Origin of the sequence: Enterobacter sp. RHBSTW-00975 (genome assembly GCF_013615235.1) — a bacterium.
Taxonomy (GTDB): Bacteria; Pseudomonadota; Gammaproteobacteria; order Enterobacterales; family Enterobacteriaceae; genus Enterobacter; species Enterobacter ludwigii.
In genome coordinates this window covers 971,357-992,386 of record NZ_CP055883.1, presented here as the reverse complement: position 1 = coordinate 992,386, position 21,030 = coordinate 971,357, and the positions used below count along the sequence as shown (strand labels likewise).

16 protein-coding genes are annotated in these 21,030 nt (G+C 55.9%); 4 read left to right on the top strand and 12 right to left on the bottom strand.

Translation table 11 applies throughout. The features are described 5' to 3' along the window. Positions 1-7 precede the first annotated feature (7 nt). Genes secD through queA form a run of 4 tightly spaced genes read right to left on the bottom strand, consistent with a single transcriptional unit; the run spans position 8 to position 4,489 of the window. Entirely contained in the window at positions 8-1,855 is a 1,848-nt protein-coding gene (gene secD, locus HV340_RS04795; RefSeq protein WP_014168844.1) for a protein translocase subunit SecD, read from the bottom strand. 27 nt (positions 1,856-1,882) lie between these two features. After that, on the bottom strand, positions 1,883-2,215 hold the full coding sequence (yajC, locus tag HV340_RS04790; RefSeq protein ID WP_000007630.1) for a preprotein translocase subunit YajC: 333 nt from the start codon (positions 2,213-2,215) through the stop codon (positions 1,883-1,885). 22 nt (positions 2,216-2,237) lie between these two features. Beyond that, positions 2,238-3,365, bottom strand: a complete 1,128-nt coding sequence (tgt, locus tag HV340_RS04785; protein WP_020885227.1) for a tRNA guanosine(34) transglycosylase Tgt — start codon at positions 3,363-3,365, stop codon at positions 2,238-2,240. Positions 3,366-3,418: 53 nt separating this feature from the next. Then, positions 3,419-4,489 carry a tRNA preQ1(34) S-adenosylmethionine ribosyltransferase-isomerase QueA gene (queA, locus tag HV340_RS04780; RefSeq protein WP_032677507.1) on the bottom strand — a complete coding sequence of 357 codons (1,071 nt, stop codon included), beginning with the start codon at positions 4,487-4,489 and terminating at the stop codon, positions 3,419-3,421. Between the two features lie 92 nt (positions 4,490-4,581). Here queA and acpH point away from each other — a divergent pair, with 92 nt between their 5' ends. Together acpH and HV340_RS04770 are read left to right on the top strand one after the other, a co-directional pair. Then, positions 4,582-5,163 (top strand): ACP phosphodiesterase, encoded by a 582-nt coding sequence (acpH, locus tag HV340_RS04775; protein WP_025204983.1) that lies wholly within the window; start codon positions 4,582-4,584, stop codon positions 5,161-5,163. A 127-nt stretch (positions 5,164-5,290) separates the two neighbouring features. Next, the gene (locus tag HV340_RS04770) at positions 5,291-5,893 is read left to right on the top strand and encodes a peroxiredoxin (protein WP_014168840.1); all 603 of its coding nucleotides are present in this window, start codon (positions 5,291-5,293) and stop codon (positions 5,891-5,893) included. Positions 5,894-5,962: 69 nt separating this feature from the next. Here the strand turns inward: HV340_RS04770 and HV340_RS04765 are convergent, their stop codons facing one another. The 8 genes from HV340_RS04765 to phoB form a co-directional block, all read right to left on the bottom strand. Further along, a complete protein-coding gene (locus HV340_RS04765) occupies positions 5,963-7,831 on the bottom strand; it encodes an amidohydrolase (RefSeq protein ID WP_181216341.1) in 1,869 nt (622 codons plus the stop codon). Positions 7,832-7,852: 21 nt separating this feature from the next. Further along, positions 7,853-8,398: an antibiotic biosynthesis monooxygenase gene (locus tag HV340_RS04760; RefSeq protein ID WP_014168838.1), complete on the bottom strand. Its 546-nt coding sequence runs from the start codon at positions 8,396-8,398 to the stop codon at positions 7,853-7,855. Between the two features lie 48 nt (positions 8,399-8,446). Continuing rightward, positions 8,447-9,088 (bottom strand): hydrolase, encoded by a 642-nt coding sequence (locus tag HV340_RS04755; protein WP_014168837.1) that lies wholly within the window; start codon positions 9,086-9,088, stop codon positions 8,447-8,449. Positions 9,089-9,288: 200 nt separating this feature from the next. Then, a complete protein-coding gene (gene malZ, locus HV340_RS04750) occupies positions 9,289-11,106 on the bottom strand; it encodes a maltodextrin glucosidase (RefSeq protein ID WP_059306744.1) in 1,818 nt (605 codons plus the stop codon). A 153-nt stretch (positions 11,107-11,259) separates the two neighbouring features. Next, positions 11,260-12,633, bottom strand: coding sequence for a proline-specific permease ProY (proY, locus tag HV340_RS04745; RefSeq protein ID WP_014168835.1), 1,374 nt, complete (start codon positions 12,631-12,633; stop codon positions 11,260-11,262). A gap of 81 nt (positions 12,634-12,714) precedes the next feature. After that, positions 12,715-14,034 (bottom strand): branched-chain amino acid transporter carrier protein BrnQ, encoded by a 1,320-nt coding sequence (gene brnQ, locus HV340_RS04740; protein ID WP_014168834.1) that lies wholly within the window; start codon positions 14,032-14,034, stop codon positions 12,715-12,717. A gap of 409 nt (positions 14,035-14,443) precedes the next feature. After that, positions 14,444-15,739, bottom strand: coding sequence for a phosphate regulon sensor histidine kinase PhoR (gene phoR, locus HV340_RS04735; protein ID WP_014168833.1), 1,296 nt, complete (start codon positions 15,737-15,739; stop codon positions 14,444-14,446). A gap of 21 nt (positions 15,740-15,760) precedes the next feature. Next, positions 15,761-16,450: a phosphate response regulator transcription factor PhoB gene (phoB, locus tag HV340_RS04730; RefSeq protein WP_008503265.1), complete on the bottom strand. Its 690-nt coding sequence runs from the start codon at positions 16,448-16,450 to the stop codon at positions 15,761-15,763. Between the two features lie 187 nt (positions 16,451-16,637). Between phoB and sbcD the strand changes: the two genes are divergently transcribed. Next, positions 16,638-17,843, top strand: coding sequence for an exonuclease subunit SbcD (sbcD, locus tag HV340_RS04725; RefSeq protein WP_032681573.1), 1,206 nt, complete (start codon positions 16,638-16,640; stop codon positions 17,841-17,843). Beyond that, positions 17,840-20,971 carry an exonuclease subunit SbcC gene (sbcC, locus tag HV340_RS04720; protein ID WP_059306745.1) on the top strand — a complete coding sequence of 1,044 codons (3,132 nt, stop codon included), beginning with the start codon at positions 17,840-17,842 and terminating at the stop codon, positions 20,969-20,971. The genes sbcD and sbcC overlap by 4 nt, the downstream gene beginning before the upstream one ends. The last annotated feature ends 59 nt before the right edge of the window (positions 20,972-21,030 follow it).

Genomic DNA, 21,030 nt, shown 5'->3' with positions numbered 1-21,030 from the left:
GCACTCCTCAGATAGACAGCTTTTTGACGCGCTTGCCGCCATACAGCAGGTTCACGATGGCACGGGTGCCGACAATAGCGGTAAACATTGACGTTGCAACACCGATACCGGTGGTGATCGCAAAGCCTTTGATAGCGCCAGTCCCCACTGCATACAGGATAAGAACCTTAATCAGTGTTGTTACGTTCGCATCGAAGATGGAGCTGAATGCCCCTTTGTAGCCTTCGTCAATCGCCTGCTGAACAGAGCGACCGTTGCTTAACTCTTCTTTGATACGTTCGTTTATCAGTACGTTGGCGTCGACCGCCACCGCAAGGGTTAAGACGATACCGGCAATCCCCGGCATGGTCAGCGTCGCCCCCGGCAGCAGAGACATGATGCCGATAATCAGCACCAGGTTCGCAACCAGTGCGCTTGTCGCAATCAGACCAAACTTCTTATAGAAGAAGATCATGAAGAGGATGGAGACCACCAGACCGGCCAGACACGCTTCCAGACCCTGCTTGATGTTTTGCATCCCCAGAGTTGGACCAATGGTACGTTCTTCAACAATCTGAATCGGTGCAATCAGCGCACCGGCACGCAGCAGCAGCGAAAGCTGACGCGCTTCGTTCGGGTTGTTGATACCGGTGATGCGGAAGCTGTTACCCAGACGAGACTGGATGTTGGCGATGTTAATCACCTCTTCCTCTTTCACCAGCACTGCGCGGCCGTTTGCGTCTTTCTTACCGCTGTCTTTGTACTCCACAAACAGGGTCGCCATCGGTTTACCGATGTTGTCCTTGGTGAAGTTAGACATGATGTTACCACCCGCGCTATCCAGCGAGATGTTAACCTGCGGCTGGTTGTATTCGTCCTGGCTGGATGTGGAGTCGGTGATGTGGTCACCGGTCAGGATCACGCGTTTGTACAGCACAACTGGCTGACCTTCGCGGGTCTGTTTCACTTCCGAATCGCCCGGAATACGGCCAGCGGCGGCAGCGGACTGATCGACGTTGGAGTTAACCAGACGGAATTCCAGCGTAGCAGTTGCCCCCAGAATCTCTTTCGCACGTGCCGTGTCCTGAATACCCGGGAGTTCCACCACGATACGGTCAGCACCCTGACGCTGTACCAGTGGCTCAGCAACCCCCAGCTGGTTTACACGGTTACGCAGAATATTGATGTTCTGCTGAACGGCGTATTCACGGGCTTCTTTCAGGCGAGCATCGGTCATCACCGCGCGCAGCTGGTTGCTGCCCTGAGAGGTGATCACGAGGTCACGGTGACGTTGAGTCAGGTAATCTACAGCCTGATCGCGCGCCGCGCTGTCGCGGAACGTGATGCTCATACCGTAGTTATCTTCTTTACGAACGGTAGTGTAAGCAATACCTTTTTCGCGCAGATCGCTGCGCAGGCTGTCGATGTTTTGTTCCTGCAGTTTGCCGAGCGCGGTATCCATATCCACTTCCATCAGGAAGTGAACACCGCCACGCAGGTCAAGACCGAGTTTCATTGGCTCTGCATTCAACGCAGCCAGCCAACGCGGGGTTGCAGGAGCAAGGTTAAGCGCCACGACGTATTTATCACCCAGCACGCCCATCAGCACTTCGCGAGCGCGGAGCTGCGTGTCGGTGGTGTCGAAGCGAGCAAGAATTGCGCCCTCTTCCAGAGCCACAGACTTAGCGGTAATTTTTTCTTCTTGTAACGATTTCTGGACCTGGATCAGCGTTTGCTCACTGGCGGCGACACCGCGCGCGCCAGTGATTTGAACAGCCGGATCCTCACCATACAGGTTGGGAAGCGCGTACAGCAGGCCGACGAGAATCACGGCGACCAGCATGATGTACTTCCACAAAGGATAACGGTTTAACACGGCAGTTCCCTTTGGGAAAAGTTGGGATTACAGCGCCTTCATGGTGCCTTTCGGCAGAACGGCAGCTACGAAGTCACGTTTGATAACCACTTCAGTGGTGTCGTTCAGGGCAATAGCAATGTAGCCACTTTCAGCCACTTTGGTTACGCGACCGACCAGACCACCGTTGGTCAGCACTTCATCACCTTTGGCAATGGAGTCCATCAGCTTTTTGTGCTCTTTGGTACGCTTCTGCTGTGGGCGCAGGATCATGAAGTAGAAGATCAGACCGAACACAACCAGCATCAGAATCAGAGACATCGGGCTGCCCTGCGCCGGAGCACCTGTTGCCGCTACCGCATCAGAAATAAAAAAGCTCATTCAAATTCCCTCATTATTAAAATTAATCAACGTTCAAAGGTGGAACGGTTCGACCCTGACGTTGGTAAAAATCGGTCACGAAGCTCTCTAATTTACCCTCTTCAATAGCCTTGCGTAAACCAGCCATTAAGCGCTGATAATAACGAAGATTATGAATGGTATTGAGACGCGCGCCCAAAATCTCATTGCAACGATCAAGATGATGCAGGTACGCGCGAGAATAATTGCGACAGGTGTAGCAATCGCACTCGGAATCGAGCGGGCTGGTGTCACTCTTATGCTTCGCGTTACGGATTTTCACCACGCCATCGGTCACAAACAGATGACCGTTACGCGCGTTGCGGGTTGGCATAACGCAGTCGAACATATCAATGCCGCGGCGCACACCTTCAACCAGGTCCTCAGGTTTACCCACACCCATCAGGTAACGGGGTTTATCTGCCGGGATTTGCGGGCAGACATGCTCCAGAATGCGATGCATGTCTTCCTTCGGTTCACCCACAGCCAAACCGCCGACAGCGTAGCCATCAAAACCTATCTCTACCAGACCTTTAACAGAGATATCGCGTAAATCTTCGTAAACGCTGCCCTGGATAATACCGAACAGCGCATTTTTGTTCTGCAGGGAGTCAAAGCGGTCACGGCTACGCTTCGCCCAGCGCAACGACATCTCCATGGAGCGTTTCGCGTAATCCCAGTCGGCCGGGTATGGCGTACATTCGTCGAAGATCATCACGATATCAGAGCCGAGATCGTACTGAATCTCCATAGACTTTTCAGGATCGAGGAAAATCGGATCGCCGTTGATCGGGTTACGGAAGTGTACGCCCTGCTCGGTGATCTTACGGATGTCGCCCAGGCTGAAGACCTGGAAACCACCGGAGTCGGTCAGGATCGGGCCTTTCCATTGCATGAAGTCATGCAAATCGCCGTGCAGCTTCATGATCTCCTGACCAGGACGCAGCCACAGGTGGAAGGTATTGCCGAGGATAATCTGTGCGCCAGTGGCTTCCACTTCTTCCGGCGTCATCCCTTTTACGGTGCCGTAGGTGCCCACAGGCATAAACGCGGGGGTTTCCACCACGCCGCGATCAAACACCAGGCGGCCGCGACGTGCGCGACCATCGGTGGTATCGAGTTCAAATTTCATTTTTTCTCCGACGTCAGAAAAACAGTCCAACGTTGTAAAACGGTGCCGCGGACTTATTCCCCGACACGCTCATTCAAAGCCTGCGGATTGTACGTGATAAACATCGCGTCCCCGTAGCTAAAAAAGCGATATTTTTGTTCTACCGCAGACTTGTACGCCGCCATGGTGTGCTGATAACCCGCAAAAGCGGACACCAGCATAATCAGCGTTGATTCAGGCAGATGGAAGTTGGTTACCAGGGCATCAATCACGTTGTACTGATAGCCCGGGTAGATAAAGATCTGCGTATCGCCAAAGAAAGGCTCAATCAGGTCATTTTTGGCGGCCTGCGCGGCGCTCTCAAGGGAGCGTACCGACGTGGTGCCCACTGCCACAACGCGGTTACCGCGTGCTTTGGCGGCCAGAACGGCATCCACCACCTCTTGCGGCACTTCGGCATATTCGGAGTGCATGATGTGGTCTTCGATGCTGTCCACGCGCACCGGCTGGAACGTACCCGCACCGACATGCAGGGTCACGAAGGCCATCTCGATGCCTTTCGCGCGCAATTTTTCCAGCAGCGGTTCATCAAAATGCAGGCCCGCCGTCGGCGCGGCGACCGCGCCAGGCTTCTGGCTGTAGACGGTCTGGTACAGCTCGCGGTCAGCCTCTTCGTCCGGGCGCTCGATGTAAGGGGGCAGCGGCATATGGCCGATCGCATTCAGAATGTCGAGCACCGTGCGCTCGTCATTGAACGCCACCTCAAACAGCGCATCGTGACGCGCGGTCATGGTTGCACGGATGCTCTCATCATCGCCAAGCAGCAGCTCTGCACCCGGCTTCGGCGCTTTAGAGGCGCGAATATGTGCCAGAATACGTTTATCATCAAGCATACGTTCGACCAGCACTTCAATCTTGCCGCCGCTGGCTTTACGGCCAAACAGACGCGCCGGGATCACGCGGGTATTGTTAAAGACCAGCAGATCGCCAGGGTTGAGCTTGTCGAGCAAATCGGTGAAAGTACCGTGCGTCAGCTCGCCCGTCGGCCCATCCAGTGACAGCAAACGACAGCTACTGCGCTCAGGCATTGGGTAGTGAGCAATCAGGGATTCAGGTAGTTCAAAGGAGAAATCGGCGACGCGCATGACGTATACTCGTGACTTAAAAACAGGCGGCATAGTCTAGTGCTCACACCCTTTTGCTGCAACAACTAGCCGCCCCTGGACAAATAAAACGCATGAATTTTCTCGCTCACCTGCATCTTGCTCATCTCGCTGACAGCTCTCTTTCCGGCAATCTGCTGGCCGATTTCGTGCGCGGTAATCCCGCCGACGCGTACTCCGCAGAGGTTGTCGACGGGATTTTTATGCATCGCCGTATCGACGTACTGACCGATAACCTGCCGGAAGTCCAGGAAGCCAAAGCGTGGTTCCGCCCTGAAACGCGGCGCGTCGCACCGATCACGCTCGATGTGATGTGGGACCATTTCCTCTCGCGGCACTGGGAAACACTCTCTCCTGAGATGCCCCTAAACGCGTTCGTGCGCTATGCCCACCAGCAGGTGTCCATTATTTTGCCGGATTCGCCGCCGCGCTTTGTGAATCTGAATAACTATCTCTGGTCAGAACGCTGGCTTGAGCGCTATCGCGAGATGGACTTTATACAGAATGTGTTAAACGGGATGGCGAGTCGTCGACCGCGACTCGACGCGCTGCGCGACTCCTGGCATGACCTGGACGCCCACTACGAGGCGCTGGAGACACGATTCTGGCAGTTCTATCCGCGTATGATGACCCAGGCGAAAAACAAACAGCTATAACAGAAATGCCATTGATAGGTGAAAGCTTGCTGAACGATTGTTAGCGCCTCTTTGTCTTATCAATGAACACTCTCTATACTGGGCGGCGTTGCGTTCCAAATAACCTTAGTATCTACAGGAGAATCACATGGTTCTGGTAACTCGTCCGGCTCCGGATTTTACAGCTGCAGCAGTTCTGGGCAACGGTGAAATCGTTGAAAACTTCAACTTCAAACAGCACACCAACGGTAAAGCGACCGTTCTGTTCTTCTGGCCAATGGACTTCACTTTCGTTTGCCCGTCTGAGCTGATCGCATTCGACAAACGTTACGAAGAATTCCAGAAGCGTGGCGTAGAAGTTGTAGGCGTCTCCTTCGACTCTGAATTTGTACACAACGCATGGCGTAACACCCCTGTCGACAAAGGCGGCATCGGTGCGGTGAAATACGCAATGGTTGCGGACATCAAACGCGAAATCCAGCAGGCTTACGGTATCGAACATCCGGACGCTGGCGTTGCACTGCGCGGTTCTTTCCTGATCGACGCAAACGGCATCGTTCGTCACCAGGTTGTTAACGATCTGCCACTGGGTCGTAACATCGACGAAATGCTGCGCATGGTTGACGCGCTGCAGTTCCACGAAGAGCACGGTGAAGTGTGCCCGGCTCAGTGGGAAAAAGGTAAAGAAGGTATGAACGCGTCTCCGGACGGCGTTGCTAAATACCTGTCTGAGAACGTATCCAGCCTGTAATCGGCACGGTTTACGGAAAAGGCCCGCATTAGCGGGCCTTTTTGTTTTGTACGATCTCACTTTCACACGTTAAAACGCGAAGCACGAGCACCCCAGCACGCCCCAGAATGCCTGGTCATAAGATACCGGGATATCCGATTGCCGCGCAATGCCGTGCGCATGGCCATGCACTCCGCAGCTACCAATGCACTGGTGCATCTGTACCACCGCCCCCACTTTACTGGCTGCTGGCGGCGCAGAGCGGTAATGCCCCGGGACTTTCACGACCGGTGACCACGACGGCACAACCGGGATCGGCGGCGGTGACAGCGGACTGAAATGACCGGCGGCATACACGATCTTGCCATCCACAACGGTCAGCACCGATTCAATGCCCTTGATCTCCTCTTCCGTCACGCTGAAGTAATCTTTCGACAGCACCACCAGATCCGCAAGCTGCCCTTCAACCAGACGGCCTTTTTTACCCTGCTCGCTGGAAAACCACGCGCTGCCTGCGGTCCACAGCTCCAGCGCTACCTCACGCGGCAGGCGGTTATTGTCGTCATACATCGCCAGGCCGCCGACGGTTCGCCCGGAGACCAGCCAGTAGAGCGCCGTCCACGGGTTATAGCTCGCCACACGGGTTGCGTCGGTACCTAGCCCAACCGGCACGTCCAGTTCCAGCATTTTCGCCACCGGCGGCGTGTGTTTCACCGCCTCTTTGCCGTAGCGGTCGACGAAATATTCGCCCTGGAACGCCATACGGTGCTGCACCGCAATACCGCCCCCCAACGCTTTGACGCGCTCGATATTACGCTCGGTAATGGTCTCCGCATGGTCAAAGAACCAGTGCAGCCCGTTAAACGGAATCTCACGGTTCACCTTCTCAAAGACATCCAGCATCCGGCTAATGGATTCGTCATAGGTGGCATGCAGCCGGAACGGCCAGCGGTTTTCCACCAGGTGGCGCACCACGCGCTCCAGTTCGTCTTCCATCCCTTGCGGCAGATCCGGGCGCGGCTGGAGGAAATCTTCAAAATCCGCCGCCGAGAAGACCAGCATCTCTCCTGCCCCGTTCGCACGATAAAAGTCTGTGCCCTGCCCCGGTTTGAGCATATCGGTCCAGCGCTCAAAATCCTCCAGCTCCTGTTTAGGGCGCTGGGTGAAGAGGTTGTAGGCAATACGCACCGTCATCTGCTCTTTGGCGTGCAGTTCGGCAATCACCTCGTAATCTTCCGGGTAGTTCTGGAAGCCGCCGCCGGCATCAATGGCGCTGGTCAGCCCCAGACGGTTAAGCTCACGCATAAACTGGCGCGTGGAGTTAACCTGCTGCTCAATGGGGAGTTTCGGTCCTTTTGCCAGCGTGGCGTAGAGGATCATCGCGTTAGGTTTAGCGATCAGCAGCCCGGTCGGGTTGCCGTGGTTATCACGCACAATCTCCCCGCCCGGCGGGTTTGGCGTCTCTTTGGTGTAGCCGACAGCTTTCAACGCGGCGCGGTTAAGCAGGGCGCGATCGTAGAGGTGCAGGACAAACACCGGCGTATCCGGTGCCGCCTCGTTAAGCTCTTCGATGGTCGGCATCCGGCGTTCGGCGAACTGAAACTCGCTCCAGCCGCCCACCACCCGAACCCACTGAGGTGAAGGTGTACGATCGGCCTGATCTTTCAACATCCTTAGCGCATCCGCCAGCGACGGTACGCCTTCCCAGCGCAGCTCGAGGTTGTAGTTCAGCCCGCCGCGGATCAGGTGCAGGTGCGAATCGTTAAGCCCGGGGATCACCGTACTCCCCTTCAGATCGACAATCTGCGTTCCCTGCGTCGCATAGCTCATAATGCGATCGTGGTTGCCCGTCGCCAGGATCTTGCCGTTAGCAATAGCCACCGCTTCCGTGAGCGGGTTTTCGCGATCGAGGGTATGGATCTTCCCTTTGGTTAAGATCAGTGTGGCAGTTTGAGACATAACGTACTCCTTTCAGCCGAATCAGGCTTTTTTGAGCCATCCGGCAAACAGACGGGTCACGATGGGCATCCACAGCCAGACCACCAGCGCGACCACACAGGCATCGTTAATCAGATGCAGCAACAACGTACCTTTCAGGCCAGGAAGCAACGCACCGGTGACCAGCGGCACCAGGTTGGTACTGGGAAAGATAACCAGCAGGGTAATGAGAAACTGTTTCCACTGTTTAGGCTTACGCACGTGAGGCTCCGGTGGAGTAAACCAGAACGCCGCCTCGGTACGCACTTCGGTTTTATCGCCTTCCGCCAGCAGCGGTTCAATCTCTTTTACCAGCGCATTACGGGTATCGGACTGGGTCCACGCAGAGAGGTGTTCGAGGGTGTCGAAACGGATTATCACCGTCCACAGATGTTGTCCGTCGGTCGGGCGGATGACGTTCGCGCCAAGATGCCCCGGAAATTCCGCCGCGATGGGCATGATCTTACCCAGCCACTGTTCGTATCGCTCAGCCTGACCCGGCAGCAAGGTGTGGGTGATCACCAGCGTGACATGTGATGTGTGCGCCATAATAGTTTCCTGGTCATTAATGGGCGGGAGAACCCCGCCCTGGAAGGTTTACGCTTTGCGTTCTGGCGCACCGTGAACGAGGGTGTAGGCATAGTCAACGCCCATGCCATAAGCACCGCTGTGCTCACGGACCAGGTCCATGACCGCGTCGTAAGTGCCTTTGCGAGACCAGTCGCGCTGATACTCAAGCAGCACCTGCTGCCAGGTCACAGGAACCGCGCCCGCTTGAACCATACGGTCAATCGCACGTTCATGGGCATCTACGGAGGTACCGCCGGAAGTATCGGTCACTACATAAACTTCAAACCCTTCATCCAGAGCCATCAGCGCCGGGAAGGTCAGGCAAACTTCGGTCCACAGGGCTGAGATGATAAGTTTCTTGCGGCCCGTCGCTTTCACTGCCGCAACAAACGCATCGTCTTCCCAGGAGTTCATAGAGGTACGTTCAATCGGTTTAACCGCCGGGTGAACCGCCAGCAATTCTGGCCAGATGTATCCGCTAAAGCTTTTTGTTTCGACAGAGGTGTAGATAACCGGAACATCAAAAATTTTGCCTGCTTTTGCCAGAGCCACCGTATTATTCTTTAATAACTGACGGTCAATATTTGCCACGCCAAAAGACATTTGCGGTTGGTGATCGATAAAAATCAGTACGGAATTGGACGGGTCAATCAGTTCACGAATAGACATAAAAGTACCTTTTAATCAATGTGTTAAAAGCCAACGTTTTGGTGTGCTATATGAGAAAGGGCCCTGACTGATAAAGCAATTTGAGTATAGCGAGAATTGATTGAGCGGATAGTAAAGATATTTGTCCCCTCTGTTGAAATTAACCGAACAACTTAGGGGAATTTTCAGCAACCGGGAAATATACCGGTTGCTGATGACGATTAATTTCCGAACCAGACGGAGGCGGAAATGGCCGGTAAGGAGAGAATGCCTTCCTGAATCGTGCCTTTACCCTCTTTGCGTTGCCACGCCTTCACGTGCAGCAACGGAGAGTCATCCAGCACCACTTCACAGGCTTCTCCGCGGTTGATGGCGACCAGCACGCGTTGCTGGTTGTAGACGCGGGCAAACACCACCACGTTATCGTGGGCATACACCACCTGACAGCCACCGTAACGCAGCGCCTGGTTCTGTTTACGAAGCTTAGCCAGACGCTGGTACAGGCTGAGCAGCGCCTTGTCCTGCTTCGCCGGATCCCAGGGGAAGGTTTTGCGGCAGAAGGGATCGTTGTTCCCCTCCAGCCCCACCTCATCACCGTAGTAAATGCACGGCACGCCTGGCCAGGTGAAGAGCCAGGTAACGGCCAGCGGCAGACATGCCACATCCTTGCCAAGCAGGGATTTAAAACGTGCGGTATCGTGGCTGTCCAGCTGGTTAAACATCCGCAACTGCTGCTGATGCGACAGGCTGGCGCGGTAGTTATCCATCCATGCCATACAGGTTTCGGCGTCGATATGCTGCGGATCGTAGGAGATATCGGTGTTCGCCAGAAATCCCCATAGCGGGAAGGTAAAACCGCGGTAGTTCATGGCCGAATCTTCTGCATCGGCTTGCAGCCACTGGCGTGCATCGCCAAAATGCTCGCCAAAGACAAAGGCCTCCGGCTGTGCGGCTTTCGCTGAGCGGGTGATCCCTGCAACGTGCTGAAGGTTATTACGCGCTCCGCCCGCTTCACCCAGCATATGCACCACGTCAAGACGCCAGCCGTCCATGTTCCATGGCGCCTTAAGCCAGTGGCGGACAACGCTGTCTTCACCGCCGTAGATTTCGTTGACCAGAGAAGGCGACTGGAAATCCAGCTTCGGCAGGCTTGGGTAGCCCAGCCAGTCCAGCGCGTAGCCCTCTTCATTAAAGCTGTACCAGTCACGCTGCGGCGAATCCGGGTTATGGCATGCCCCGCTCATCGACTGGTTATGACGGTCAAACCACGCGTGCGAATCCCCGCTGTGGTTGAACACGCCGTCCAGAATCAGGCGTATCCCTTCGTTTTTAGTGTTCTGTCGCAGGCGCAGCAGCGCGGCATCGCCGCCAAACTGCTCATCAACATGACGATAATCTTCGGTGTCGTATTTATGCACGCTCGGGGCTTTAAACACCGGGTTAAGGTACAGCGCCGTCACGCCCAGTTTTTTCAGGTACGGGAGTTTTTCGCTGATCCCGTCGAGATCGCCGCCGTAAAACGTCGAGCCACCCGCCTGCGCGGTCAGCGGTTCATCCCATGCTTTGAGGATAATGTCGTGACCTGCTGCGTGGTGGTAATACACCTTGTCCTGGTCTGCAGTGCGCTTTTCGCTGCGGGCAAAGCGGTCCGGGAAAATCTGGTAAAACACCTGATCGTTAACCCATTGCGGGCCATTGTCCGGGTAATCGACGGCAAACTGCTCCAGCCGGGCCGGCGGAAAACGGCTAAACCCCTGCGGGGTAAACCACAGCTGGCGGTTATTCCACAGCAGTTTAAAACTGTAGCGACGACGCGGCTGTCCACGGGTTAAATCGATGTTTGCCCGCCACGCCGTGATCCCGGGCTGCGGCTGGCTGCGCTGCTTATGCATTTTCAGCGCGGTCTCTTCGTTATCAATTTCGGCGCGTAGCGTCACGCGTTCAGGCTGATTTTCCCCCGCCAGCCAGAGCGTAATCACAAGGTTGTCTTTGTTTTGCTTAACAAATGGGGCAACCGGAAGGTGCCAGGCGTTTAACATCACGAATCCCCTTTGATGAAATTGACGTCACCTTGCCACAGGGTGGTTAAGGTTAGCTCATCATGACGAGGTTTATTGAGGGAGGAGGACGGGGGAGGAGGCATCAGCGTGAGCGGATGCCTCCTTCCAGTCCCTCTGCGGGGAGAGGGAAGTTTACTGTGCCTGCGCCAGCTGACGGTCGCGGCGGCATTTAAACATCCAGCCCAGCAGCAGCAGGACGATCCACGCGCAGCCCACGTAAAGGGAGATACGGGTATCCGGATGATAGCCAATCAGGGCGATGATAAAGACCAGGAAGACCAGACCGACAGCGGTTGTCACCACCCCACCCGGCACTTTGAACTTCAGCGCTTTCGCCTCTTCCGGTGACAGACGGCGACGGAACGCAATCTGCGACAACAGGATCATGATCCACACCCACACGGTCGCGAAGGTCGCCAGCGACGCAATCACCAGGAACACATTCTCCGGCATGATGTAGTTCAGGTAGACCGAGAGCAGCAGGGCTACGGTCATCACCATTACCGTCACCCACGGCGTGCCGCGACGAGAGGTTTTGGCAAACACCTTAGGCGCACTGCCCTGCTCCGCCATTCCGTGCAGCATGCGGCCCACGCCAAAGACGTCACTGTTGATTGCCGAAAGCGAGGCGGTCAGCACCACAAAGTTCAGGATGCTGGCGGCAAACGCGATGCCCATATGCTGGAAGGTCAGCACAAACGGGCTGCCGTTAGTGCCCACCTGGTTCCACGGGTAGATGGACATAATGACGAACAGCGTCCCCACATAGAACACCAGAATACGCATTGGCACTGAGTTGATGGCGCGCGGAATGGATTTCTCCGGATCTTTCGCTTCCCCGGCGGTAATGCCGATAATCTCGATCCCGCCGTAGGCAAACATGACCATCTGCAGCGACATCACCATACCGAGCCAGCCGTTGCTGAAGAAGCCGCCGTTGCTCCAGAGGTTATGGATCCCCGTTGGCTGACCGCCGTTGCCGATACCCCAGATGATGATCCCGAAGCCCGCGATAATCATGATGATGATGGTGGCAACTTTGAAGAAGGAGAACCAGAACTCCAGTTCACCGAACACCTTCACGCTCATCAGGTTGACGGCACAGATGATCAGGACCACGCTCAGCACCCAGATCCAGTGCGGAACCGCGGGGAACCAGACGCCCATGTAGATGCCAAAGGCGGTAACGTCGGCAATAGCCACAATCAGAATTTCGAAGCAGTAGGTCCAGCCGGTGATGAAGCCCGCCAGCGGGCCTAAGTTTTCCTGCGCATAGCGCGAGAACGAACTGGCAGACGGATTGTGAACCGACATCTCCCCGAGGGCGCGCATGATAATATACGCGGCCACGCCACCGATGATGTAGGCCAGCAGAACGCTGGGACCGGCCATTTTAATGGCATCTGCCGAGCCATAAAAAAGACCGGTACCGATAGCGGATCCCAGCGCCATAAAGCGAATGTGGCGGGTGCTGAGTCCACGTTTGAGTTTGTTAGTGCTTTCCATTTAAATCTTGCCATTCAACTCGAAAAAAACAAAAAACCACGGGGCCTTAAGCCCCGTGGTTAAACAGTTTGTTGCCGTTGATTAATGGGCGTTCGATGCGACCTGACGCCCTGCAGCACGATCCCAGATAATGGCCAGAACCAGTGCAACAACGGTAGGCATCAACCAGGCCAGGCCTTGCTCGGACAGCGGCAGACGCTGTGTCCAGGCTGGCAGTATTTGCGCAAAGGCGGATGCTTTAATCCCGTCAAGGATACCAAAAATCAGGCTGATAAACATGGCTGGCGCAATAATTCGCGACGAGTTGTTCCACCACGGGCGGGTGAAGCTCAGCACCACCAGCACGATACATGGCGGATAGATGGCCGTCAGCACCGGGATAGAGACCTGAATCAGGTGGCTCAGACCGAGGTTTGACACCGCCATGGAGAAGATGCCCAGGATAAAGACCAGCGTGCGGTAAGAGAGCGGCAGATACTGAGCAAAGAACTCAGCGCAGGCGCAGGTCAGCCCCACGGCGGTGACAAGGCACGCCAGGAAAATCAGTACCGCCAGCAGCAGGCTACCCGCACCACCAAAGGTGTGCTGTACGTAAGCATGGAGGATCGCCGCGCCGTTGGCATTTTGATCGACCAGTATGGCGCTATCTGAGCCCAGGCGGAACAGCGCCAGGTACAGCAGCGTCAGCCCCACACCGGCCATCAGGCCAGCCCAGATGGTGTAGCGAGTCAGCAGACGCGCTTCCGTCACGCCGCGGGAACGTGCGGCATTCACGATAACAATACCAAACACCATTGCGCCCAGCGTATCCATCGTCAGGTAGCCGTTCACAAAGCCATTGGAGAACGCGGCGTTTTTATAGGCGTCCATCGCATCGCTAATCGGGCCTGCGGGCCAGACGATGGCCGCAACCGCCAGCACAATCAGCGCCACGATTTTCAGCGGAGCCAGGAAGTTACCCACGGTATCCAGCAGCTTGCCCGGATAGAGGGAAACCAGAATCACAATCGCGAAGTAGATCAGGCTGTAGATAAACAGCGGCATCGCGCCATCGCCAGTGAGCGGGGCAATCCCCACTTCGAAGGATACGGTAGCGGTACGCGGGGTCGCAAACAGCGGGCCAACGGCCAGATAACAGACGGTCGCCAGCAGAATGCCGGCCACTTTGCCAATCGGGGTGCTGAGGCTATCAACGCCACCACCGACTTTCGCCAGCGCGACGACGGTCAGTACCGGCAGACCCACAGCAGTAATCAGGAAACCAAACGCAGCGGTCCAGACGTGTTCACCCGCCTGTAAGCCAACCATTGGGGGGAAAATGATGTTGCCTGCGCCAACGAACAGCGCAAATGTCATAAAGCCCAGCGCGATGATGTCACGCGATTTTAAGTGATGGGTCATAAAACCTTACTGCCTGTGGATGTGGTGTTGAAAACATTGAGATTTTCGCTACCCCTGACGGGACGATACAGCGGAAAATTTGCTCAATTTCAGCGGGATATGCTCCCGTCCTGGCGTGGAGAAGAATAGTTTTTCGATTTACCACGCAAATACAGTCGGTATGACAGTATCTGGGGCGCAATTTAAACGCTTATAACGTTTAAAGGCAAGATGGGATCGTGAAACCAGAACAATATGCCAGCATCAAAAATCAGACCAGCACAATACGCTAATTATAAGAAAAACCCATGGCTAATCATGCGAACAAAAAACAGCCAGCCGTATAATATTCAGCCGCGTTTCGCTTGACTGCAAAGCAAACGGGCCAGCAAACGCTGGCCCGTGGAAAGGTAAACTGACACGCCTGTCGTCAGGCGATCTTTTTGGCAATTAATCGTTCCGGGATAACGAAACTGAAGCGGGTTCCCTTACCCAGCGTGCTTTGAATATCGAGACGGCTTTCATGATGATTCACCGCGTGTTTCACAATAGCCAGCCCCAGACCGCTGCCGCCGGTCTGCCGTGAGCGCGCTTTATCCACCCGGTAGAAGCGCTCGGTCAGACGCGGGATGTGTTCAGGTGCGATCCCCGGCCCGTTATCCTCTACGCTGAACTCAGCGCCCGTTGGCGTGTGCTGCCAGCGCACCACGATATCCGTCCCCGCTGGCGTATGATTCACCGCGTTATACACCAGATTAGAAATGGCGCTGCGCAGCTCATCTTCGCTGCCAAGCACCTTGAGCGTGTTGTCGACCTCGAAGGTCAGCTGATGCATTTTATGGCTTAACGTCTGCGCTTCGCGCTCCACCACCCGCAGCATCATCGGCACATCAATGGTGTCATTCAATGCCAGCGAGGGGGCGGCCTCAATTTTCGAGAGCGTCAGCAGCTGTTTCACCAGCCCTTCCATACGGTGCGTTTGTTCACGCATCGTATGCAACGCTTTCTCGCGCGGCGCGCCTTCCAGCGTTTGCTCCTGCATCATCTCCAGGTACCCCTGAAGCACCGTCAGCGGAGTGCGTAATTCGTGGCTGACGTTGGCAAAGAAGTTGCGTCGCGCCCCTTCCAGCTGGTGCATCTGGGTGACATCACGGGCAACCATCAGCCACTGCTGGTCGCTGTAAGGCATCACACGGATTTCCAGATGGCGCCCATTATTGAGCTTCAGGTTGTGGGGGCGGGTAAAATCACGCTTTTTCAGGTACAGCGTGAACTCGGGATAACGCAGAAGGTTGAGGATGTTCTGGCCATTATCGTCCGGCCAGCGCAGGCCCAGCAGCTGTTGCGCGAGGCCGTTACACCAGAAGATCGTCCCTTCTTCGGTCGTCAGAATGACAGCATCCGGCAGCGACTCAGCGCCGCTACGGAAGCGTTTGATCAGGCTTCCCAGCTCCCGACGCCGCTTTTTGTTACGCATCTGCATCTGGTGCAGACCGTACAGCAGCGGCTCCCAGCTTCCGCTTCCCGGCGGAGGCGTCATACTTCGGTCAACCCACAGCCACCACGAGAGGCGCAGCAGGTTCCAGAAATGCCAGATCAGAAGCCCGGTAACCGACGCCAGCAGAAACCACGGCAAATATCCAAGAAAGGCCCCCAGAATGAAGGCCGGAATACAGCATAAGATCAGTTCAAAGACGAGCCTTTTCCATGACAGACGTTCCAGCACGCGTCACACTCCTGTCATTGTTCAGAAACGGGTTGAAAAACGATAACCCGTGCCGCGGACCGTCTGCACCATGCGATCGTGGCCGCTCAGTTCCAGCGCTTTTCGCAGGCGGCGGATATGTACGTCAACCGTCCGGTCTTCGACATACACGTTAGTTCCCCAGACGTTATTCAGCAACTGTTCGCGGCTGTATACGCGCTCCGGGTGAGTCATAAAGAAATGCAGAAGTTTAAATTCGGTAGGCCCCATATCGAGGGGATTTTCGCCGGTCATGACGCGGTGTGAGGTAGGGTCAAGGCTCAGTCCCTGCATCTCAATCACCTCTTCCACCGCCATCGGTGAAATGCGGCGCATCACGGCTTTAATGCGGGCAACCAGCTCTTTCGGTGAGAACGGTTTGGTAATGTAATCGTCCGCCCCCGTTTCCAGACCGCGTACGCGATCCTCTTCTTCACCGCGCGCCGTGAGCATCACAACCGGTATGTCGCGGGTTAGCGCTTCACGTTTCAGGTGTTTGATAAACTGCAGCCCGGAGCCGCCAGGCAACATCCAGTCGAGCAGAATCAGATCGGGCCAGGGTTCATTCAGCTGGTTCACCGCGCTGTCATAATCTTCCGCCTCAACCGGCTGGAAGCCATTTTGCTCGAGCACGAAGCACACCATTTCACGAATCGGAGCTTCATCTTCTACGACCAGAATACGTCTCGCCATACTTTGCCCTGTTTTATCTTATTTAAGTTACAAGTTTGTAATGCGGCGTCATTATGCGTCAGATTTATGACAGATTTATGAAAAACAGTACCACTATAAAGGGCAAACTGTTGTTTTATTACAGCGGTTATTTTCTGTTCCCTGACAGTTTATAATCCTGCTTTCTCTTTTTCGCCACGGATCAGCAATGCGCATACTACACACCTCTGACTGGCATCTGGGTCAAAATTTTTACAGCAAAAGCCGGGCGGCTGAACACGAAGCGTTCCTGAACTGGCTGCTGGATACGGCCCGCTCTCATGAGGTAGACGCCATTATTGTAGCGGGTGACATCTTCGATACCGGCTCGCCCCCCAGCTATGCGCGCGAGTTATATAACCGTTTTGTCGTCAATCTGCAGCAAACGGGCTGTCATCTGGTGATTGTTGCCGGCAACCATGATTCCGTCGCAACGTTAAATGAATCCCGCGATATTCTGGCGTTCCTCAATACTACCGTGGTGGCCAGCGCAGGACATGCGCCGCAGATCCTGAAAAAGCGCGACGGGACGCCGGGTGCGGTACTGTGTCCGATCCCATTTTTACGCCCGCGCGATATTGTCCAAAGCCAGGCGGGGCTTTCCGGCGCAGAAAAACAGCAGCATTTGCTGCAGGCCATCACCGACTATTACCACCAGCAGCATGCCCAGGCCTGTGCCCTTCGCGGTGACCAGGCGATTCCGGTGATTGCCACCGGGCACCTCACCACCGTTGGGGCCAGCAAAAGCGACGCGGTGCGTGACATTTATATTGGCACGCTGGATGCTTTCCCGGCACAAAACTTCCCGCCCGCGGATTATATTGCCCTCGGGCATATCCACCGGGCGCAGGTTATCGGCGGCTGCGAGCACATTCGCTACTGCGGCTCGCCCATCTCGCTGAGTTTTGATGAGACCGGCAAAGCCAAAAGTGTCCATCTGGTGAGCTTTAGCGACGGCAAGCTCAGCGCCGTCGACACGCTGGAAGTGCCCGTCACCCAACCGCTGGCGGTGCTGAAAGGCGATCTGGACGCCATCACCGCCCAGCTTGAACAGTGGCGCGGCGTGGAACAAAACCCGCCGGTCTGGCTGGATATTGAGATCGCCAGCGGCGACTACCTGCATGATGTGCAGCGTAAAATTCAGGTACTCACGGAAGACCTGCCGGTAGAGGTGCTGCTGGTGCGCCGCAGCCGCGAGCAGCGCGAGAAAATTCTGCTCGGCGCTCAGCGCGAAACGCTCAGCGAACTCAGGGTGGAAGAGGTTTTTGAACGCCGGCTCTCCCACGAGGAGATTGACGACGCGAAACGCGCACGGCTGAACGAGCTGTTTACGCACACCCTGCATGCCCTGAACGATGAGGAAGAAAACGCATGAAAATCCTCAGCCTGCGTCTGAAAAATCTCAACTCACTGAAGGGTGAGTGGAAAATCGATTTTACCGCGGAGCCGTTTGCCAGCAACGGACTGTTTGCGATTACCGGGGCTACCGGCGCAGGGAAAACGACCCTGCTCGACGCCATTTGTCTGGCGCTGTATCACGAAACGCCGCGCCTGCAGAAAGTCTCCCAGGCACAAAACGATTTGATGACGCGCGACACGGCCGAATGCCTTGCCGAAGTTGAGTTTGAAGTCAAAGGTATTGCCTATCGCGCTTTCTGGAGTCAGAACCGCGCGCGAAATCAGCCCGACGGTAATCTTCAGGCCCCACGCGTCGAGCTGGCACGCTGTGAGGACGGTAAAATTCTGGCCGACAAAGTGTCGGATAAACTGGAACAAACGGCCGCCCTCACCGGGCTGGATTATGGCCGTTTTACCCGCTCAATGCTGCTCTCTCAGGGGCAATTTGCCGCCTTCCTCAATGCCAGACCTTCCGACCGCGCCGAACTGCTGGAAGAACTGACCGGAACCGAGATCTACGGGCAGATTTCCGCCATGGTGTTTGAGAAACACAAAGCCGCGCGTAACGCCCTTGAGGTGTATGAAGCACAGGCTGCAGGCGTCGTATTGTTGAGTGAAGAGCAACAGCAGCAGTTACAGCAAAGTTTGCAGGCACTTACTGACGAAGAAAAAACGCTGCTGGCGCAACAGCAGAATCAACAGAAAGATTTTCAGTGGCTTACGCGCAATGACGAGCTTATACGTGAGCAGCAACGCGTTGCCACCTTGCAGCAACAGGCGCAACAGGCACTGACCGAGGCTGCGCCCGAGCTGGCAACGCTCCAGCTTGCTCACCCCGCCGCCCAGCTGCGACCACTGTGGGACAGCCAGCAAGAGCAAACCACCCGGCTGGGGCAAACGAAGCAACGCATTGTTGAAGTAAATGCTCGCTTACAAGCAAAAACCGCGCTGCGCTCGCGTATCCGTAATACGGCCCAGCGTAGCCATGCACAACTGCAGACCGACCTTACGGCGCTGGCACAATGGCTGGCAGAGCACGAGCGGTATCGTCAGTGGGGCCAGGAGATAGCAGGCTGGCGCGCCCATTTTGCACAGCTGAATCGCGATAAAAATCAGATCGCCACGCTTTCCACGCGCATTGCTGAATTACGCCAGAAGCTGGCAGAGATGCCGGAAAACGCCCTGACGCTCACGGCTGACGAGGTCAGCGTGGCGATGGAGCAACAGGCTCAGTCACGGACTTTCCGCCAGCGGCTGATGTCGCTTCAGGCCCGTTATCTGCCGCTGCAACAGCGTCTGCGCCAGAACGGTGAAAGCCTGCAGAAAGCCCAGGCAGAGCAGGTAAAACTCAATGAAACGCTGACGCTGCGTCGCCAGCAGTACAAAGAGAAAAACCAACATTATCTGGATCTTGAAACGCTCTGCAGACAGGAAGAGAAGATTAAAAGTCTGGAGGCAGAGCGTGCGCAGCTGCAGGCGGGACAGCCCTGCCCGCTATGCGGCTCAACCTCGCACCCGGCGGTCACTGCGTATCAGGCGCTGGAGCTCAGTGCCAACCAGCAGCGTCGCGACCAGTTAGCCAAAGAGGTCGCTGCGCTTAAAGAGGAAGGATTGTTAGTTCTCGGCCAGGTGAATGCCCTGACCCGGCAGATCCAGCGTGAGACAGACGACGCTCAGACGCTCTCTCAGGAGGAGCAAGCGCTCACTAAAGAGTGGCAATCCGTTTGCGCGTCCCTGAATATCACTCTGAATATTCAGGAAGATATTGCCCCGTGGATGAACGAACAAGAGCAGTATGAGCGTCAGCTTTACCAGCTGAGCCAGCGTCTGACGCTGCAGCAACAGCTGAATGAACAGGACGCGCAGGCGCGTCAGTATCAACAGCAGCTGACGGCCACGCGCCAGGCGCTGGAAACGACCCTGCTTACGCTGTCACTCAACGTCCCGGAAGAAGGCACAGAGGCTGCCTGGCTGAACGAACGAGAAACCGAGTTCGCACAGTGGCAGGAAAAACAGACTCAGCATGGCGTCATGCAGGAGCGCATGACGGCTCTGATGCCGCTGCTCGACACCCTGCCCGCCACAAACGACACAGAAACCGAACCGGCCATTCCTGATAACTGGCGCGCAACGCACGACGAATGCGTTTCTCTTCAGAGCCAGCTTGCCACATTGCAACAGCAGGAAAGCCTTGAAAGCGAACGGCTGCAGCACGCCACGACGCACTTCACCGCCGCACTGACCGCAAGCTGCTTCGCCGATCGGGAGGCCTTTCTGGCTGCACTGCTTGATGAAGAGACTATCCGCCGTCTTGAACACCGTAAGCAGACCCTGGAAAACCAGCTTCAGCAGGCAACCGCGCTGTTCGCACAGGCAAACCAGCAGCTGCAGGCTCATCAGACGCAGCGACCGGAAGGGCTGGAACTCGACGCGCCAACCCTGCAGTTGCAGCTACAGCAACTCGGGCAACAGCTTCGGGAGAACACCACTCATCAGGGTGAGATCCGCCAGCAGCTTAAACAGGACAGCGATAACCGTCAGCACCAGTTGGCGCTCATGCAGCATATTGAAGAGGCCGCGCGGCTGGCCGATGACTGGAGCTATCTGAATTCGCTGATAGGTTCCAGCACAGGTGACAAGTTCCGTAAGTTTGCCCAGGGGCTCACGCTGGATAATCTGGTCTGGCTTGCCAACCAGCAGCTAAATCGCCTGCACGGGCGCTATTTGCTGCAGCGCAAGGTCAGCGATGCGCTGGAACTCGAAGTGGTGGATACCTGGCAGGCGGACGCGGTGCGCGATACCCGTACCCTCTCCGGCGGCGAAAGCTTCCTTGTTAGCCTGGCACTGGCGCTGGCGCTTTCCGATCTGGTGAGTCACAAGACACGCATCGATTCGCTGTTCCTGGATGAAGGCTTCGGCACGCTCGACAGCGAAACGCTGGATACCGCCCTGGATGCGCTCGACGCGCTGAACGCCACCGGGAAAACCATTGGCGTGATTAGCCACGTCGAGGCGATGAAAGAGCGGATCCCGGTGCAGATCAAAGTGAAGAAGATTAACGGGCTGGGGTATAGCAAGCTGGATAAGGTGTTTGCGGTGGAGTGAGGATGCCCTGCATGAGGGCACCCTCATCCTGCCCCTCTCACGTAGGGAGAGGGAGAATG

What these genes read in the sequence shown, in the direction of transcription:
- yajC (WP_000007630.1), bottom strand. Translation starts at nt 2,215, where the DNA reads ATGAGCTTTTTTATTTCTGATGCGGTAGCGGCAACAGGTGCTCCGGCG.
- tgt (WP_020885227.1), bottom strand. Translation starts at nt 3,365, where the DNA reads ATGAAATTTGAACTCGATACCACCGATGGTCGCGCACGTCGCGGCCGC.
- queA (WP_032677507.1), bottom strand. Translation starts at nt 4,489, where the DNA reads ATGCGCGTCGCCGATTTCTCCTTTGAACTACCTGAATCCCTGATTGCT.
- acpH (WP_025204983.1), top strand. Translation starts at nt 4,582, where the DNA reads ATGAATTTTCTCGCTCACCTGCATCTTGCTCATCTCGCTGACAGCTCT.
- HV340_RS04770 (WP_014168840.1), top strand. Translation starts at nt 5,291, where the DNA reads ATGGTTCTGGTAACTCGTCCGGCTCCGGATTTTACAGCTGCAGCAGTT.
- HV340_RS04765 (WP_181216341.1), bottom strand. Translation starts at nt 7,831, where the DNA reads ATGTCTCAAACTGCCACACTGATCTTAACCAAAGGGAAGATCCATACC.
- HV340_RS04760 (WP_014168838.1), bottom strand. Translation starts at nt 8,398, where the DNA reads ATGGCGCACACATCACATGTCACGCTGGTGATCACCCACACCTTGCTG.
- HV340_RS04755 (WP_014168837.1), bottom strand. Translation starts at nt 9,088, where the DNA reads ATGTCTATTCGTGAACTGATTGACCCGTCCAATTCCGTACTGATTTTT.
- malZ (WP_059306744.1), bottom strand. Translation starts at nt 11,106, where the DNA reads ATGTTAAACGCCTGGCACCTTCCGGTTGCCCCATTTGTTAAGCAAAAC.
- proY (WP_014168835.1), bottom strand. Translation starts at nt 12,633, where the DNA reads ATGGAAAGCACTAACAAACTCAAACGTGGACTCAGCACCCGCCACATT.
- brnQ (WP_014168834.1), bottom strand. Translation starts at nt 14,034, where the DNA reads ATGACCCATCACTTAAAATCGCGTGACATCATCGCGCTGGGCTTTATG.
- phoB (WP_008503265.1), bottom strand. Translation starts at nt 16,450, where the DNA reads ATGGCGAGACGTATTCTGGTCGTAGAAGATGAAGCTCCGATTCGTGAA.
- sbcD (WP_032681573.1), top strand. Translation starts at nt 16,638, where the DNA reads ATGCGCATACTACACACCTCTGACTGGCATCTGGGTCAAAATTTTTAC.
- sbcC (WP_059306745.1), top strand. Translation starts at nt 17,840, where the DNA reads ATGAAAATCCTCAGCCTGCGTCTGAAAAATCTCAACTCACTGAAGGGT.